General features: G+C 62.0%; 14 protein-coding genes and 1 riboswitch. Of the genes, 4 read left to right on the top strand and 10 right to left on the bottom strand.

Annotated elements, in window-relative coordinates; genetic code table 11:
* The first annotated feature begins 143 nt into the window (after nt 1–143).
* A complete protein-coding gene (locus AC1DS5_RS11850) occupies nt 144–563 on the top strand; it encodes a hypothetical protein (protein ID WP_477718459.1) in 420 nt (139 codons plus the stop codon).
* Here AC1DS5_RS11850 and AC1DS5_RS11845 read toward each other — a convergent pair.
* The 6 genes from AC1DS5_RS11845 to AC1DS5_RS11820 form a co-directional block, all read right to left on the bottom strand.
* The gene (locus tag AC1DS5_RS11845; RefSeq protein ID WP_477718458.1) at nt 473–1,246 is read right to left on the bottom strand and encodes an MBL fold metallo-hydrolase; all 774 of its coding nucleotides are present in this window, start codon (nt 1,244–1,246) and stop codon (nt 473–475) included. The genes AC1DS5_RS11850 and AC1DS5_RS11845 overlap by 91 nt on opposite strands.
* 38 nt (nt 1,247–1,284) lie before the next feature.
* On the bottom strand, nt 1,285–2,382 hold the full coding sequence (gene bamC / locus AC1DS5_RS11840) for an outer membrane protein assembly factor BamC (RefSeq protein WP_477718457.1): 1,098 nt from the start codon (nt 2,380–2,382) through the stop codon (nt 1,285–1,287).
* 71 nt (nt 2,383–2,453) lie between these two features.
* Nucleotides 2,454–3,338, bottom strand: a complete 885-nt coding sequence (gene dapA / locus AC1DS5_RS11835) for a 4-hydroxy-tetrahydrodipicolinate synthase (RefSeq protein ID WP_477718456.1) — start codon at nt 3,336–3,338, stop codon at nt 2,454–2,456.
* A gap of 99 nt (nt 3,339–3,437) precedes the next feature.
* Nucleotides 3,438–4,061: a class I SAM-dependent methyltransferase gene (locus AC1DS5_RS11830; protein ID WP_477718455.1), complete on the bottom strand. Its 624-nt coding sequence runs from the start codon at nt 4,059–4,061 to the stop codon at nt 3,438–3,440.
* A 60-nt stretch (nt 4,062–4,121) separates the two neighbouring features.
* Nucleotides 4,122–4,934, bottom strand: a complete 813-nt coding sequence (locus tag AC1DS5_RS11825) for an SDR family oxidoreductase (RefSeq protein ID WP_477718454.1) — start codon at nt 4,932–4,934, stop codon at nt 4,122–4,124.
* Nucleotides 4,935–5,142: 208 nt separating this feature from the next.
* Nucleotides 5,143–6,402 (bottom strand): MFS transporter, encoded by a 1,260-nt coding sequence (locus tag AC1DS5_RS11820; RefSeq protein WP_477718453.1) that lies wholly within the window; start codon nt 6,400–6,402, stop codon nt 5,143–5,145.
* 158 nt (nt 6,403–6,560) lie between these two features.
* Between AC1DS5_RS11820 and AC1DS5_RS11815 the strand changes: the two genes are divergently transcribed.
* From AC1DS5_RS11815 to parC, 3 genes are all read left to right on the top strand, one after another.
* A complete protein-coding gene (locus AC1DS5_RS11815) occupies nt 6,561–8,540 on the top strand; it encodes a DNA topoisomerase IV subunit B (protein ID WP_477718452.1) in 1,980 nt (659 codons plus the stop codon).
* A 113-nt stretch (nt 8,541–8,653) separates the two neighbouring features.
* Nucleotides 8,654–9,460, top strand: a complete 807-nt coding sequence (locus tag AC1DS5_RS11810; RefSeq protein ID WP_477718624.1) for a lytic transglycosylase domain-containing protein — start codon at nt 8,654–8,656, stop codon at nt 9,458–9,460.
* Between the two features lie 171 nt (nt 9,461–9,631).
* The gene (gene parC / locus AC1DS5_RS11805) at nt 9,632–11,986 is read left to right on the top strand and encodes a DNA topoisomerase IV subunit A (RefSeq protein WP_477718451.1); all 2,355 of its coding nucleotides are present in this window, start codon (nt 9,632–9,634) and stop codon (nt 11,984–11,986) included.
* Nucleotides 11,987–12,091: 105 nt separating this feature from the next.
* On the opposite strand, the gene AC1DS5_RS11800 is transcribed toward parC, so the two are convergent.
* The 4 genes from AC1DS5_RS11800 to AC1DS5_RS11785 form a co-directional block, all read right to left on the bottom strand.
* Entirely contained in the window at nt 12,092–12,577 is a 486-nt protein-coding gene (locus AC1DS5_RS11800; RefSeq protein ID WP_477718450.1) for a 6,7-dimethyl-8-ribityllumazine synthase, read from the bottom strand.
* Between the two features lie 80 nt (nt 12,578–12,657).
* Nucleotides 12,658–12,814, bottom strand: a riboswitch (FMN riboswitch).
* An 81-nt stretch (nt 12,815–12,895) separates the two neighbouring features.
* The gene (locus AC1DS5_RS11795) at nt 12,896–13,099 is read right to left on the bottom strand and encodes a LysR family transcriptional regulator (protein ID WP_477718449.1); all 204 of its coding nucleotides are present in this window, start codon (nt 13,097–13,099) and stop codon (nt 12,896–12,898) included.
* Nucleotides 13,100–13,135: 36 nt separating this feature from the next.
* A complete protein-coding gene (locus tag AC1DS5_RS11790; protein ID WP_305639814.1) occupies nt 13,136–13,603 on the bottom strand; it encodes a RidA family protein in 468 nt (155 codons plus the stop codon).
* Between the two features lie 162 nt (nt 13,604–13,765).
* Nucleotides 13,766–14,713 (bottom strand): transglutaminase family protein, encoded by a 948-nt coding sequence (locus AC1DS5_RS11785; RefSeq protein WP_477718448.1) that lies wholly within the window; start codon nt 14,711–14,713, stop codon nt 13,766–13,768.
* Nucleotides 14,714–14,721 lie beyond the last annotated feature (8 nt).

Genomic DNA, 14,721 nt, shown 5'->3' with positions numbered 1-14,721 from the left:
GGTAGAAAGAGCTCGAGTCCTTTCCCCAGTCAAACATGACCTGAATTTTTGATTCAGGTTGCCTTTGACAGTTTCCGGAAATTGTTTTCTAAATTCATCAAGGATCGTAAAAATGAACAAGTCACTCGTTTTGGCAGCTATTGTTGCCGCTGTTGCTCTGGCTGCTTGCGGCAAAAAAGAAGAAGCTGCAGCACCTGCGCCTGCACCAGTTGCCGCACCTGCGCCTGCACCTGCTGCTGCTCCCGCTGCTGATGCCGCTGCTGGTGCCGCTTCGGCTGCCGCTGGCGCCGCTACGGCTGCTGCTGGTGCCGCTTCGGCTGCCGCTGGCGCCGCAGACGCAGCGAAGAAGTAATTCTCTTCAGCGAGTCGAAAAAAGCCGCCGCAAGGCGGCTTTTTTTATGGTTCATACAGTTCATGATTTCCCGGCAGCTTGCCCAGACCCCGGGAATGATTGCTTCGTCATGTTGCGTTGTCAGATCTGCAGCCAGCAGCTCCCGTCATCGGGTTTCGCAACGATGATGTCGTCTGGCGCGCAGGACAAAGCCTGCGCCATGACGTCTTGAACCAGGGCGGGCCGGTTGTTTTGCGCGCTCAGATGGGCTGCCACCAGATGCTTGAGGCCCTGGTGGCGCACCGCGCGGGCGATATCTGCCGCTGCGGTGTTGGCCAGGTGGCCGTACTGGCCGCCGACCCGCCGCTTCAGAAATGCGGGATAGGCTGATTGAGCCAGCATCTCGGTGTCGTGGTTGCACTCCAGCAGCAGCGCATCGCAGGCCTTCAGGTGCCCCAAGACGTGTGCCGTCGCATGGCCCAGGTCCGTCAAAATCCCCAGCTTCGCCGAGCCATCCGTGCAGGTGAGCTGCAGGGGCTCCCTGGCGTCGTGCGGCACGGTAAAAGGCGTGAGCTGCAGTCCCCCGAGGTCAATGGCTTCACCATCTCGTGCCGTGCGGAGCAGGCCATCAAAATCCGGCGAGCCGGTAGCGGCATGGGTGCCATGGCTCATCCAGACCGGGATGCGGTAGCGCAGGGACAGTGAGCGCGCGCAACCAATGTGGTCGCCATGTTCATGGGTAATGAAGACCGCGTTGATGTCTTCCGGTCGAAGCCCGGCCTGGCCAAGCCGGTACACGAGGTGCTTGAGCCCCAGCCCGCAATCAATGAGCACCCGAAACGGCAGCAGGCCCAGGGCTTCAACCAGTGTGGCGTTGCCCGAACTGCCGCTGCCCAGGCTTTTGAATCTCAGCACCGGTGCAGCGGGCAGTGATGGGGCTGCAAACCGCGGCCTTATTTCAGGTCGTCGGCAATCACCTGAACAATGCGTTGCGCATTGGCTGACGATTCAGGCGCGCCCTGGGCATTGAGTACCGATACCGTGGTGCTTTCGCCCTGGCTCTTGACCGCAATGCGGTACTTCAGTGGCGCTGGCGCAGCCGGAGAGCCACTGAACAGCTTGCTGAAGAAGCCGGGTTCGCTCTTGTTGGCGACGGGTTCGATATAGCGTACAAAATAGACGCCCTGGCTGCGGTCGCGGTCTTCCACGGTGAAGCCGGTGCGGTCCAGTGCCAGGCCCACGCGACGCCAGGCGCGCTCGAAACCTTCGTCGATCTGCACGACTGGAAGATTGTTCACGACGGTGGAGCGGGATGTCTGTTTCGTGGCGCCTGCTGCAACGAGGGCCCTGGACTGTTCCTGCGCCACGCCCAGCTTCACCATCAGGCGGCGCAGAAACTCGGCTTCGAGTTCGGGATCGGCAGGGCGCGGTTGCCAGACCGTGCTGTCGCCTGTCACGGCATTGCCGCTCTTGGCGCCGGTGATCACCTCCACCATGCCGCGATGGCTGATGAAAATCTCGGTGCCGCCGTCTGGCCGGCGTTCCAGCCGGGTGCGGAACTTGTCGCGTTCGCCGGTGGAATAGGCGCCATCGAGAATTTTGCCCAGTGCGCTGCGAATGAAGTCCTGAGGCAGCTTCGCGCGATTTTCGGCAAAGTCCGTTTCCATGATGCCCAGATTTTCCTGGTCTTGAGCCAGCAAAAAGCCGCTTTCCAGCCAGAAGTCACGCACGGGTCCCCAGAGCTTGTCGGCAGGCCGGTTGATGACCAGCCAGCGCTGGGTGCCCGCTCGCTCTACCCGGACGTCACCTACCGCAACAGCTGCCGTCGGCGCGGTCTGGGGCGCGGCCTGGCCTACCTGGTAGCTGCTGGCGGTCACGGCTGTGCCGGGCACCACATAACGGCTTTCACGGTTGAGCTGGGTCAGGTCGGGAGGAATATCCAGCGAGGGCGCTTTGGTAGCGCTCGATTTGTAATCGATGCGTTCGCCTTCCATGACATCCCTGATGGTGGAGCAGCCCGCAAGCAGGCTCACGGCAACCAGTGCGGACACGGTTAGCGCATTTTGGGTGGTTGCAAAGGCAGGGCGTTTTGGCAAGTTCTTCACTGGGGTTCCCTTAAAAATCAGATCAGGCCGCTGGCGCGCAGGGCGCCTTCCACGGCAGCTTCGTTGGATGGGTCAAGCGGCGTCATGGGTAGTCGTAGCGCTCCACCGCACAGTCCCATCCGGGCCATGGCCCATTTGACAGGAATCGGGTTGGCTTCGACAAAAAGGTTTCTGTGCAGGGGCAGCAGTTTGAACTGCAACTCCATGGCCCGTCTGGCGTCTCCCGCCACGGCAGCCACGCACAGCTCGTGCATCAGGCGTGGCGCGATGTTGGCTGTCACGCTGACGTTGCCCTGTCCGCCGCAAAGCATCAGCGCCACGGCGGTCGGATCATCACCGGAGTACACGGCAAACCCTTGGGGGACTTCCTTGATCAGCCACTGTGCGCGCTCGATGTTGCCGGTGGCCTCCTTGATGCCGACAATGCCGGGCACTTGGGCCAGGCGCAGCACGGTGGCATGCGCCATATCGGCTACGGTGCGGCCGGGCACGTTGTACAGCACGGTGGGCAGGTCGCCGACAGCCTCGGCGATCGCCTTGAAATGCCGGTACTGGCCTTCCTGGGTGGGCTTGTTGTAATAGGGGACGACTTGCAGCTGGCAGTCGGCGCCCACCTGCTTGGCGAACCTGGCGAGCTCGATCGCCTCGGCCGTGGAATTGGCGCCGCAGCCGGCCATGATGGGCACGCGTTTTTTCGCCTGCTCCACCGAGACGCGGATGATTTCGCAGTGCTCTTCGACGTTGACGGTCGGGGATTCGCCGGTGGTGCCGACCACGCCTATGCAGTCGGTCCCTTCGGCGATGTGCCAGTCCACCAGTTTGCGCAGGGTGGGGTAATCTACGCTGCCGTCATCATGCAAGGGCGTTGCCAGTGCAACGATGCTGCCAGTAATGGGTTTCATGTCTTGGTCTGTAGGTTCGCGGCCCTGGGGGTGGTCTGGAAACAATCATAAAAAGGAGATTGCCGACCCGAAGAGCCAATCCCGCATTCTACCCAGAGGCTAGACCAGTCTATAGCGTGGGGGGACTGGGGATTGGGGTTGCAGGCCCCCGGGCAAACCCGGATGGCTTTCGGGTTCGCGGATCGCGGCAATGCGCTGGACGAAGCGTGGCTGCAGTCCCTGTGGGCCTTCCTCAAAGCCGTCCTCGAAAGCCACTACCCGCAAGCCGCGGCAGATCTCCAGCAATTCACCGGGACGCAACAGAAAATCGGGACGGGAGGGTTTTCCCACCGTTTCATTGCCTTGCGTAAAAGTTTCGTAAATCAGGACACCGCCCGGCGCCAAGCCGCCAAGCAAGGTGGGCATCAGCGGGCGCCAGAGGTAGTTGGTGACCACCACCGCGTCAAATTGCCGGCCAGCAAAGGGCCAGGGGCCATTTTCAATATCTGCCACCACCGCTTCGCGGGCCTGCGCCGGAATTGCGATGGATTCAATAGCCTCCTGTGACCTGTCTACAAGGACGACGGGGTGATTTTGTTGATAAAACCAGCAGGCGTGGCGACCGCGGCCGCAAGCCACATCCAGCACCACACCGCCGTCTGCCACCAGGTGCGACCAGCGCTGTACCCAGGCCGAAGCCGGCTCTGTGCCGTGCAGGGTGCTTTGCTTTTGCAATGAGGTCATGGGGTTATTGGGTTAATTGGGTTAATGCGGTTAATAGGATTAACGGAGGTGTTAATAAAGTTAATGAGGCTTGACCTCATCCTTGAGGGCGGCCAGCGCCATCGACTCGACCCGGGCTGGCGCCACCAGTTTGAGCCAGCGGCCCAGCCTGCCTTTGGCTGTCATCACCACCTCGCGGTCCCGTCGCGCCATGCCCTGCAGAATCAGTCCTGCGCATTCTTCAACGCTCATGGCCTGATCTTCCTTCAGGCCACTGGAGCCGGCAGGGGCCCCCGCGGCATTGAAACCGCGATACCGGGTCTGCGTAGCGACCACGCCGGGATAGACGGTCGTCACGCTGACGCCGGCACCCTTCAATTCCGCGCGCAGGGCCTCGAAGAAACCCGTCATGGCAAATTTGGTGGCGCTGTAGGCGGTCCGGCCCGGCACGCCAATCAGCCCCGCGAGGCTGGAGACGGCCACGATGGCGCCGTGGCTTTGCTTTAAATGAGGCAGGGCCGCATGGGTGCACCAGACGCTGCCCCAGAAGTTGATGCGCATCAGTTGCTCGTACCAGGCCAGGTCTTCGGCTTTGACGTCTTCAAAGAGCGCCTGCGCCGACCGGCCAGCGTTATTGATCAACGCGTCGATGCGGCCAAAGCGGCTGACGGCGGCGGCGATCAGCTGCCGGCATTGGGCCTCGATCGAGACATCGGTTTTCACCACCAGCGTTTGGGCGCCGTGCGCCGCACATTGCGCGGCGACTTCCGCGAGCAAGGCTTCGTTGCGCGCAGCCAGCACCAATGCCACGCCGGTGCGGTGCGTTTGCGCGAGTTGCCGCGCCATCTCCGCGCCTATGCCATCGGACGCCCCGGTAATTACGATAGTTTTCATGGCTGCTTGTCCCCGTCGTGATTGGGCTTCAGGTCTCAATGGCCTGTACAAAACTGCGGGCAAGCCTGAAGTCGGCCTGAGGCAATCCTAGAAACAGGCCCAGACCTGATTGGCCAGCGTGAAGAGGAAATCAGGCCGCGTGTAAAGGGAAAACACGCCCAGCGATGCGAGGATCGCGAGCGCCCACCAGCTGATCTTTTTGGCCACCTTACGCTCCCTGCGGCAGGCCGGCACGCGAAATCGGGGTTTCGCGCACCGGCAGGTTTACCAGTGCTGCAAACACACCCAGCGCAATGGCGATGTACCAGACAATGTTGTAGCTGCCGGTGCGGTCATACAGGTAGCCGCCCAGCCAGACCCCCAGGAAGGAACCGATCTGGTGGCTGAAGAAAATAAAGCCGCCCAGCATGGACATATGCTGGATGCCGAAAATTTGCGCCACCACGGCGTTGGTCGGTGGAATGGTCGACAGCCACAGCAAGCCCATCACGCTGGCAAAGATATAAACGCTCATGGGGCTCAACGGGGCGGCCAGGAACACGGCGATGACGATGGCTCGCGACAGGTAAATCGTCGCCAGGATTTTTCGTTTGGCAATTCTCTGGCCCAGCGAACCGGCAACGTAGGTGCCGAACACATTGAAGAGGCCGATCAGGGCCAGCGCATAACTGGCCACCTGGGGCGACAGGCCCTTGTCTTTCAGATAGCTGGGCATGTGCACGCCAATGAATACCACCTGGAAGCCGCAGACGAAGTAGCCGGCCATCAGCAATTGAAAGCTCGGGTACTTGAAGGCTTCCCGCAGTGCCTGCCCGATGGTTTGCTCGCGTTTGGCCGGCTTGCCGCTCGCAAACCCGCTCTCATGCAGCCCCAGCGCCAGGGGCACGATCATCAAAACTGCAATGCTCAGGGCCAGCAGGGCTTCTTTCCAGCCCAGGCTGCTGATCAGGAAACCCTCGACGGGCACCATCAAAAACTGGCCAAACGAGCCTGCGGCCGCTGCCACACCCATGGCCCAGGAGCGCTTGTCCGAGGAAATATTGCGCCCGATGACGCCGTAAATCACCGCGTAGGTGGTGCCTGCCTGCGCCGCGCCAATCAGCACCCCGGCGGTCAGCGTGAACAGCAGGCCCGTGGGCGACAGCGCCATGCCAACGAGGCCCAGGGCGTACAGCAACGCACCACCCACAATCACCCGGAAGGCGCCAAAGCGGTCAGCCGCCATGCCGGCAAAGATGCCAAAAACACCCCAGGCCAGGTTCTGCACGGCAATGGCAAAAGCAAAGGTCTCGCGCGTCCAGCCCTGCGCCTGGGTGATGGGTTGAAGCCAGAGGCCGAAGCCATGGCGTATACCCATGGACAGCGTGACAATCGCCGCGCCGCAGGCCAGCACCTGAAGCATCGACAGGGTTTGGGAAGAAGAGGAAGAGGATGACGCGTCGGGAGTAGGGGCGGTGTTGGAAGCCATGGGCAGACTGTAACGAAAATGTCCACAAGGTGCTGGCGGCCGGGCGGTGCGCCGCGTGGCGGAACCGTCCGGCCCGGCGGGTTCGGTTAGCATGGCTGTATATTTGTACAGTTACTTTTGCGGCCCGGTCTACAATTGCCGCAATTTCCTCATCAGCCATGGCCGACAAACTATCTACCGCAAGCAACGAATATTCCGAAGGCTCGATCCGCGTGCTCAAGGGTCTGGAGCCCGTCAAGCAGCGGCCGGGCATGTATACGCGCACCGACAACCCGCTGCACATCATTCAGGAGGTTCTGGACAACTCGGCCGACGAGGCGCTGGCCGGGTATGGCAAAAAGATCAAGGTCACGCTGCACACCGACGGCTCGGTGAGCGTGGAGGACGACGGGCGCGGCATCCCGTTTGGCCTGCACCCGGAAGAAAAAGCACCGGTGGTCGAGCTGGTGTTCACCCGCCTGCATGCCGGTGGCAAGTTCGACAAGGGCAAGGGCGGCGCCTACAGCTTCTCGGGTGGCCTGCACGGCGTGGGGGTGAGCGTCACCAACGCCTTGTCAAAACGGCTTGAAGTGATGTCTTACCGCGAAGGCATGGTCGCCCGGCTGGTGTTTTCAGGTGGCGATGTCATTGAAAAACTGCAGTTGCGCAAGGCTGTTGAAGGCGACCGAAAATGCGGTACCTCCGTGCGCGCCTGGCCGGACGCCAAATACTTCGAGTCTGCCGCGCTGCCCATGACCGAGTTGACGCATTTGCTGCGCAGCAAGGCCGTGCTGATGCCTGGTGTGACCGTCACGCTGACCAACGAGAAGACCAAAGAAACGCAGACCTGGGCCTACAAGGGCGGCCTGCGCGACTACCTGATGCAGACCCTCACTGCCGATCCGGTGATTCCGATGTTTGAGGGCGAGGGCTTTGCCGATGCCTCGCACGACAGTTTTGCCGAGGGTGAGGGCGCCCAGTGGTGTGTGGCCTTTACCGAAGACGGTCAGCCCATGCGCGAAAGCTACGTCAACCTGATCCCGACCAGTGCCGGCGGTACGCACGAAAGCGGACTGCGCGATGGCTTGTTCACTGCCGTCAAGAGCTTTATCGATTTGCATTCGCTGCTGCCCAAGGGCGTCAAGTTGCTGCCTGAGGATGTGTTTGCCCGGGCCAGTTATGTGCTTTCCGCCAAGGTGCTGGACCCGCAGTTTCAGGGTCAGATCAAGGAACGCCTGAACTCGCGCGATGCGGTGCGGCTGGTGTCGAGCTTTGTGCGCCCCACGCTGGAGCTGTGGCTGAACCAGCATGTCGACTACGGGAGAAAACTGGCCGAACTCGCCATCAAGGCCGCGCAAACCCGCCAGAAGGCCGGCCAGAAGGTTGAAAAACGCAAGGGCTCCGGCGTGGCCGTGCTGCCGGGCAAGCTGACCGATTGTGAAAGCAAGGACCTGGCACACAACGAGGTCTTCCTGGTCGAGGGCGACTCGGCGGGCGGTAGTGCCAAGATGGGGCGCGACAAGGAAAGTCAGGCCATCTTGCCGCTGCGCGGCAAGGTGCTCAATACCTGGGAGGTCGAGCGTGACAGGCTGTTCGCCAATACGGAAATCCACGATATTGCCGTGGCCATCGGCGTCGATCCGCATGGCCCCCATGACACGCCGGACCTGAGCGGCCTGCGCTACGGCAAGGTCTGCATCCTCAGCGACGCCGACGTAGACGGCTCGCACATCCAGGTGCTGTTGCTGACCCTCTTTTTCCGGCACTTCCCCAAACTGATTGAAGCTGGTAATGTGTATGTGGCGCGTCCGCCGCTGTTTCGGGTGGATGCTCCTGCGCGAGGTAAAAAGCCGGCGTCCAAGGTGTATGCCCTGGACGAAGGCGAATTGACCGCCATATTGGACAAGTTGCGCAAGGACGGCGTGCGTGAGAACGCCTGGAGCATCAGCCGCTTCAAGGGGCTGGGCGAAATGAGTGCGGAACAGTTGTGGGAAACCACGCTCAACCCGGACACCCGGCGCCTGCTACCCGTGCAGTTGGGCAATTTTGATTTTCTGCAAACTGAAAATCTGATCACCAAGCTGATGGGTAAAGGCGAGGCTGCGGCGCGACGCGAACTGATGGAGTTGCACGGCGATGCCGTGGAGATCGATATTTGATGAATTTCCCCCTGAAGTTGTTTTCGCTTTTGCACCTGGCATCGGCATCCCGCGTGTTGGCGGGGACGCCGGCGCCGCGTAGCCCTGTCCGCTGGCGCGCGCTGCTGTTGCCCATGCTGGTCATGCTGCTTGCGGGTTTGCACGTCACTCCGGCCCGTGCCGATATCTGGGGCTATGTAGATGCCGGGGGCGTTGCCCACTTTTCGGCGATACGGCTGGATGAGCGCTATGAGCTTTTCTTTCGCGGGGCTGAAAGCTTCAGCGCAGGCAACAATGTTGCCAAAAGCGGCAAGGCAGTCGGCAACGATGCCAACCGGGCCACCGGCGTGGCCGCTGCGCCGCCCAAGCTGCTTGCCTACTTTGATGTGTCTCCCAACTACAAGGCCGTCAAGCACCTGCTGCGCGAAGCTTCCGTCAAGCATGGCATTGACTACGAACTGCTGCAGGCCCTGATCGCCACCGAATCTGGCTTTGACACCCAGGCTGTCTCGCCCAAAGGCGCGGTGGGGCTGATGCAGCTGATCCCGCCGACGGCGGAACGCTATGGCGTCAGGGCTGACAAAAATTCCCCGATCCAGAAAAAGCTGACTGACCCCAAGACGAACATTCGAGCGGGTTCCAGCTACCTGAGCGACCTGATTGCCATGTTCCCCGGCCAACTGGAGCTGGCAGTTGCCGCCTATAACGCCGGCGAGGGTGCGGTGCAGCGAGCCGGTAACAAGATTCCCAATTACCCTGAAACCAAAAACTACGTCAAGACCGTGATGCAGCTCTATAACCACCTTAAGCCGCCCAGCATGATGGCGTCGCCCGGCCGGGTTCGCATGGAAATGATGGGCGGCGCAACCGGCCGCAGCAACATGGTGCCGCCCACAGTGGTGTCCACTGCCACGCCAGAGGTTCAACTCGAGCAGAACTGACCTCACAATGCGCCTTGTGTTCAGCCCGGGAATGTTTGCGCGGGATGTGCCAACCACCAGCCCGGCGGCCTGAAAACCGGCTCCCCCTGCATTTCTTTGTAGCCCTGTGTCGGTCGCACCAGTGTGTACCGGCATGCGTAACTCCACCTTACCAGCCAAGTCAAATTCAAGATGGATCTCTTTACACCGGACGCAGTAGCCCCGATCCCCGAACCTGCTGACCAGGACTCGCTCGCCGCCTATGCGCAGCGCGCCTACCTCGAATACGCGCTGAGCGTCGTCAAGGGCAGGGCGCTGCCCGACGTGTGCGATGGCCAGAAGCCGGTTCAGCGCCGCATTTTGTACAGCATGGCGCGCATGGGCCTGGGCTTTGGCGGCGCCAATGGTGCAAGCGGCGCCAAGCCGGTCAAAAGCGCCCGTGTGGTCGGTGACGTGCTGGGCAAATACCACCCGCACGGCGACCAGGCGGCTTACGACGCGATGGTGCGCATGGCCCAGGACTTCAGCCAGCGTTACCCGCTGGTCGACGGTCAGGGCAATTTCGGCTCGCGCGACGGCGATGGCGCGGCGGCCATGCGCTATACCGAGGCCCGGTTGGCACGCATCACGACGCTGTTGCTTGACGAACTCGATGAAGGCACGGTCGATTTCGTGCCGAATTACGATGGCTCGTTCGAAGAGCCACGCCAGTTGCCGGCGCGCTTGCCGTTCACGCTGCTTAACGGCGCCAGCGGCATTGCCGTGGGGCTGGCTACCGAAATTCCCAGCCACAACCTGCGCGAGGTGGCTGACGCTTGCGTGGCCCTGATCAAGACACCCAAGCTCAGCGACGACGAGTTGTACACGCTGATCGCCGGTCCCGATTACCCTGGCGGCGGGCAGATCATCTCGAGCGGCGCGGAAATTGCGGCGGCCTACAGCACCGGACGTGGTTCGCTCAAGGTGCGCGCCCGCTGGAAGATTGAGGACCTGGCCCGCGGCCAGTGGCAGCTCGTGGTGCAGGAGTTGCCGCCTGGCGTCAGCACGCAGCGCGTGCTCGAAGAGATCGAAGAGCTCACTAACCCCAAGATCAAGGCCGGCAAGAAAGCGCTGAGCCAGGAGCAGGTGCAGCTCAAGCAGACCGTGCTGTCGGTGCTCGACGTGGTGCGCGACGAGTCCAGCAAGGACGCCGCGGTGCGCCTGGTGTTCGAGCCCAAGACCAGCAGGATCGAGCAGTCCGAACTCATCAACACGCTGCTGGCGCACACCAGCCTGGAGAGTTCTGCCTCGATCAACCTGACCATGGTGGGGCTCGATGGCAAGCCGACGCAAAAAACGTTGCGGCAAATGCTGAGCGAGTGGATCGAGTTCCGCCAGGCCACGGTACAACGACGTTCGCAGCACCGGCTCGATAAGGTCCTCGACCGCATCCACATCCTCGAGGGGCGGCAGCTGGTGCTGCTCAACATCGATGAGGTGATTGCCATCATCCGCCAGTCGGACGAGCCCAAGGCCGCGCTGATAGAGCGCTTCAAGCTGAGCGACCGGCAGGCCGAAGACATCCTCGAGATTCGCCTGCGCCAGCTGGCGCGGCTGGAAGCCATCAAGATCGAGCAGGAGCTCAAAACCCTGCGGGAAGAGCAGGGCAAGCTCGAGGAAATCCTGGGCAGCCCGGCGGCGCTTCGCCGCCTGCTGGTCAAGGAAATTGAAGCGGACGCCAAACAGTTTGCCGACCAGCGCCGCACGCTGATCCAGGCCGAGAAAAAAGCCGTACTCGAAGTCAAGGTGCTGGACGAGCCGGTCACGGTGGTGGTGAGCGCCAAGGGCTGGGTGCGCGCCCGCTCGGGCCACGGCCACGATGCGGCAAGCTTTGCCTTCAAGGCGGGCGACGGCCTGTACGCGACGTTTGAATGCCGTACCGTCGATACCCTGCTGGCCTTTGGCTCACGCGGCCGTATTTACTCTGTCCCGGTGGCGTCCCTGCCGGGCGCACGCGGTGACGGGCAGCCGCTGACGACCCTGATCGACCTCGAGTCGGGAACGCAATTGGTGCATTACTTTGCGGGTCCGGCCAGTGCCACTTTGCTGCTCAGCGGCAGCGGTGGTTATGGTTTCCTCGCGACTGTGGAAAACATGAGTTCGCGTCTCAAAGCCGGCAAGACGTTCATCAGCTGCGGCGAGGGCGAATCGGTATGCAGGCCTTCGCATGTATCGGGCAGCACCGGCGCCGTGCCGCTGAGTCCGGCCACGCATGTCGCCTGCGCCTCCACCGGTGGCCGCATCCTCACATTCGAAATCACCGACCTTAAACTCCAGGCAGCCGGTGGACGTGGGCTGATGCTGCTGGACCTGGACGCCAAGGACACGCTGGCCGGCGCCGCGGCTTACACCCGCAGCGTGCAGATTGAAGGCATTGGGCGCGGCGGCAAAGTGCGTGAAGAAACGCTCGAAATCCGCAGCCTGAACAATGCCCGTGCGGCACGTGCCCGCAAAGGCAAGGCCGCCGACCTGGGCTTCAAACCCACCGGAATCGCTCGCCTTGAATAGAACATACGCCCATTGCCAATAATCGATGGGCGTAAGTAATACGCGATGGGCGCAAGTTGCTATCTATTTAATAGCAACTCGGGCGGCGGATCCGGGGGGCCGGTGTCAGGCCGCGAGCAGTGACTCAAGCCTTTTCAGCCCTGCCACTGTCTCCAGGCAGGCCTGCGCCACTTCCTTGCCTTTGGTCAGAAAATGCGCGGTGAAGAACTTGCGGTGTTCTTCATGCTCATGAAAATTCTGCGGCGTCAGCACCGCCGAAAACACCGGCACGCCGGTTTCCAGCTGGATGCCCATTAGCGCGTTGATCACCGCGTCGGCGACGAACTCATGGCGGTAGATGCCGCCGTCCACCACCAGCCCACAGGTGATGATGGCGGCATAGCGTCCCGATTTCGCCAGCTTTTTGGCGTGCAGCGGAATCTCGAATGCGCCCGGCACCGCGAAGAAGTCGATGTCGTCCGCGCCTATGCCGTGCCTCGCCATCTCTGCCGTGAAACCGAGGCGGCCCTGGTCCACGATGTCCTCGTGCCAGGACGACTGGATAAACGCAAAACGTGCCGTCTCCGGCGGGGGAAGATTTTTTTGACTCATGAAGGCCTCTGACAATCCAAAACAGCCAGGGCGCACGAGCCTGCATACGCCCGCGCACAAGGCTGCAGGCATGCATGGCATCGCGCTCTCTTTTTATCCGGACTATGACCGTCGACCCCGGAATCGCACCGGATCTGCTGACCCCGAACCTGCACAGGTGCAGGCCGGGCGCTCGCGGGTTGATGCATCGCTGCAATCACCGCCGGTGGGGACTTTCACCCCGCCCTGAGAACGCTGCCCCGGAGGATGCCGGGGCGAGTGTGATTCTAAATCTAGTGAAGTAAGGGGCGGTGTCGCGCGATTGCCTCCCCGTCAGCGTCAGGGGCAAATGTCCGCGGTAAACCTGGTCGCTAAAAAAAAGCTAGCGGGCAGCCATGCCGGGAAGGCGTCCGTGCTCGCCCGCGAAAGACCTGACTGCGTCAGGCCCAGCTGCGTGGCGGCACGCGAGAGGTTGCCGCAATCCGCGACGGCAAGCACAACTTCCAGATGCCGGATTTTCAGCTTGCCCTGAAACGATGTCATGCTGGCTGCCGGCGGTTTGTCGTAGCGGCGGTGCTGTCAGCCCACCTCGGCAATCAGGTCGATCTCGACACAAGCACCCATGGGGTTCTGCGCCACGCCAAACGCGCTGCGCGCGTGCTTGCCGGCTTCGCCGAAGATTTCACCGAAGAGTTCGCTGGCGCCGTTGGTTACCAGATGCTGCTCGGTGAAGTCGCCGGTTGAGTTGACCAGGCTCATGAGCTTGACGATGCGTTTGACCTTGCCCAGGCCGACGGCGGCTTCGAGCGTGCCCATCAGGTCGATGGCGACTGAACGCGCCGCGGCCTTGCCTTCTTCGGTCGTCATGTTCTTGCCCAACTGGCCGGCGAGGACCTTGCCGTCTTTCTTGGCGATGTGGCCGCTCAGGAACACCAGGTTGCCGGTCTGCACGAAAGGCAGGTAGGCGGCCACCGGGGCTGCCACGGCGGGCAGCGTGATGTTCAGGGCTTTGAGCTTGTCGTAGACGTTTTGCGGGCTGGTACTCATGGTGTTCTCCTGGAGGGTGAAGTCTGTCGGGGATGAAATGTGCCGGGGGTACCAAAAGGGCGGGCGTTCCCGGCTACTACAGCTACTAATAAGATAGCAATACAGTCTGTCGCTGATTTTTTATCTTAGCGCAGGATGCCGATGAAGCCGGCTAATCCACTGTCAATCCGCCTGATGGAGGGCGCCGCCAAAAGCGGTCAATTCAGCGGGCTCAAGGGGTTTCACCGTCACCGCAACATCCAGGATGTGCTGCTCGCCACCGCGGATCACGCCGCGCATGGGCGATACGTCCAGAAAATCGCGGCCCGTGGCCAGCGTCACGTAGTCCTCACCCGGCGCCCGGTTGTTGGTGGGATCAAAGTCCAGCCACTGGCCCACGCCGGGGCAGTAGACCGAGGCCCAGGCATGCGAGGCGTCACTGCCGATCAGGCGCGGCTGGCCGGGGGGCGGGGTGGTGAGCAGGTAGCCGCTGACATAACGCGCCGGCAAACCAATGGCGCGGCAGCAGGCCACCATGATGTGTGCAAAATCCTGGCAAACCCCTTTGCGCTGCTCGAGTGCGTCCAGAGCGGGTGTGTTGACCTCGGTGCTTTCGCTCTCATAGGTCATGGTGGTGTGAATGCGTGTCATGAGGTCGTGCGTGGCCTCCGGCAGGGGCCTGCCCGGTATGAAACTCGGCCGGGCAAATTCGGCAAACGCCTCGTCCAGCGGGACATAAGGCGAGGCAAACAGGAATTCCGAGGCGCTGTCGTAGGCGGCGCCGGCCCGGTAGCGGAACTGGTCGCGAACCTGCTCCCAGGGCATAGCCGCCCGCGCACCGGGCGCCGAGGGCAGGTCAGCCTGCAGCGGATTGGCGGAGGAGGTGGAGACGACGCTGTCGGCGACGACCGTCAGCCGGTCGTGTGCAGCCTGCAACGAAAAATAACTGCGGGTATTGCCATAGACATCGACTGTCTCGCGCAGTTGCGCGGGGGCCGGATCGATGCGCAATGCATAGTGCAGCAGCGTCTGCCCGCCGCGGCTGGCCGGCTTGAGGTGCACGACGTGGTGTGCGTTTTCAACCGCCGGCGTATAGCGGTAGCTGGTTTCATGGATGACGTGGAGCAGCACGGGGTCAG

It is taken from the genome of Polaromonas sp. P4_H1 (assembly GCF_056400945.1).
This window is presented reverse-complemented; position numbering and strand designations above follow the sequence as displayed.

What these genes read in the sequence shown, in the direction of transcription:
- AC1DS5_RS11800 (WP_477718450.1), bottom strand. Translation starts at nt 12,577, where the DNA reads ATGAGTCAAAAAAATCTTCCCCCGCCGGAGACGGCACGTTTTGCGTTT.
- AC1DS5_RS11790 (WP_305639814.1), bottom strand. Translation starts at nt 13,603, where the DNA reads ATGAGTACCAGCCCGCAAAACGTCTACGACAAGCTCAAAGCCCTGAAC.
- AC1DS5_RS11820 (WP_477718453.1), bottom strand. Translation starts at nt 6,402, where the DNA reads ATGGCTTCCAACACCGCCCCTACTCCCGACGCGTCATCCTCTTCCTCT.
- AC1DS5_RS11830 (WP_477718455.1), bottom strand. Translation starts at nt 4,061, where the DNA reads ATGACCTCATTGCAAAAGCAAAGCACCCTGCACGGCACAGAGCCGGCT.
- AC1DS5_RS11815 (WP_477718452.1), top strand. Translation starts at nt 6,561, where the DNA reads ATGGCCGACAAACTATCTACCGCAAGCAACGAATATTCCGAAGGCTCG.
- AC1DS5_RS11825 (WP_477718454.1), bottom strand. Translation starts at nt 4,934, where the DNA reads ATGAAAACTATCGTAATTACCGGGGCGTCCGATGGCATAGGCGCGGAG.
- AC1DS5_RS11795 (WP_477718449.1), bottom strand. Translation starts at nt 13,099, where the DNA reads ATGACATCGTTTCAGGGCAAGCTGAAAATCCGGCATCTGGAAGTTGTG.
- dapA (WP_477718456.1), bottom strand. Translation starts at nt 3,338, where the DNA reads ATGAAACCCATTACTGGCAGCATCGTTGCACTGGCAACGCCCTTGCAT.
- parC (WP_477718451.1), top strand. Translation starts at nt 9,632, where the DNA reads ATGGATCTCTTTACACCGGACGCAGTAGCCCCGATCCCCGAACCTGCT.
- AC1DS5_RS11810 (WP_477718624.1), top strand. Translation starts at nt 8,654, where the DNA reads ATGCTGGTCATGCTGCTTGCGGGTTTGCACGTCACTCCGGCCCGTGCC.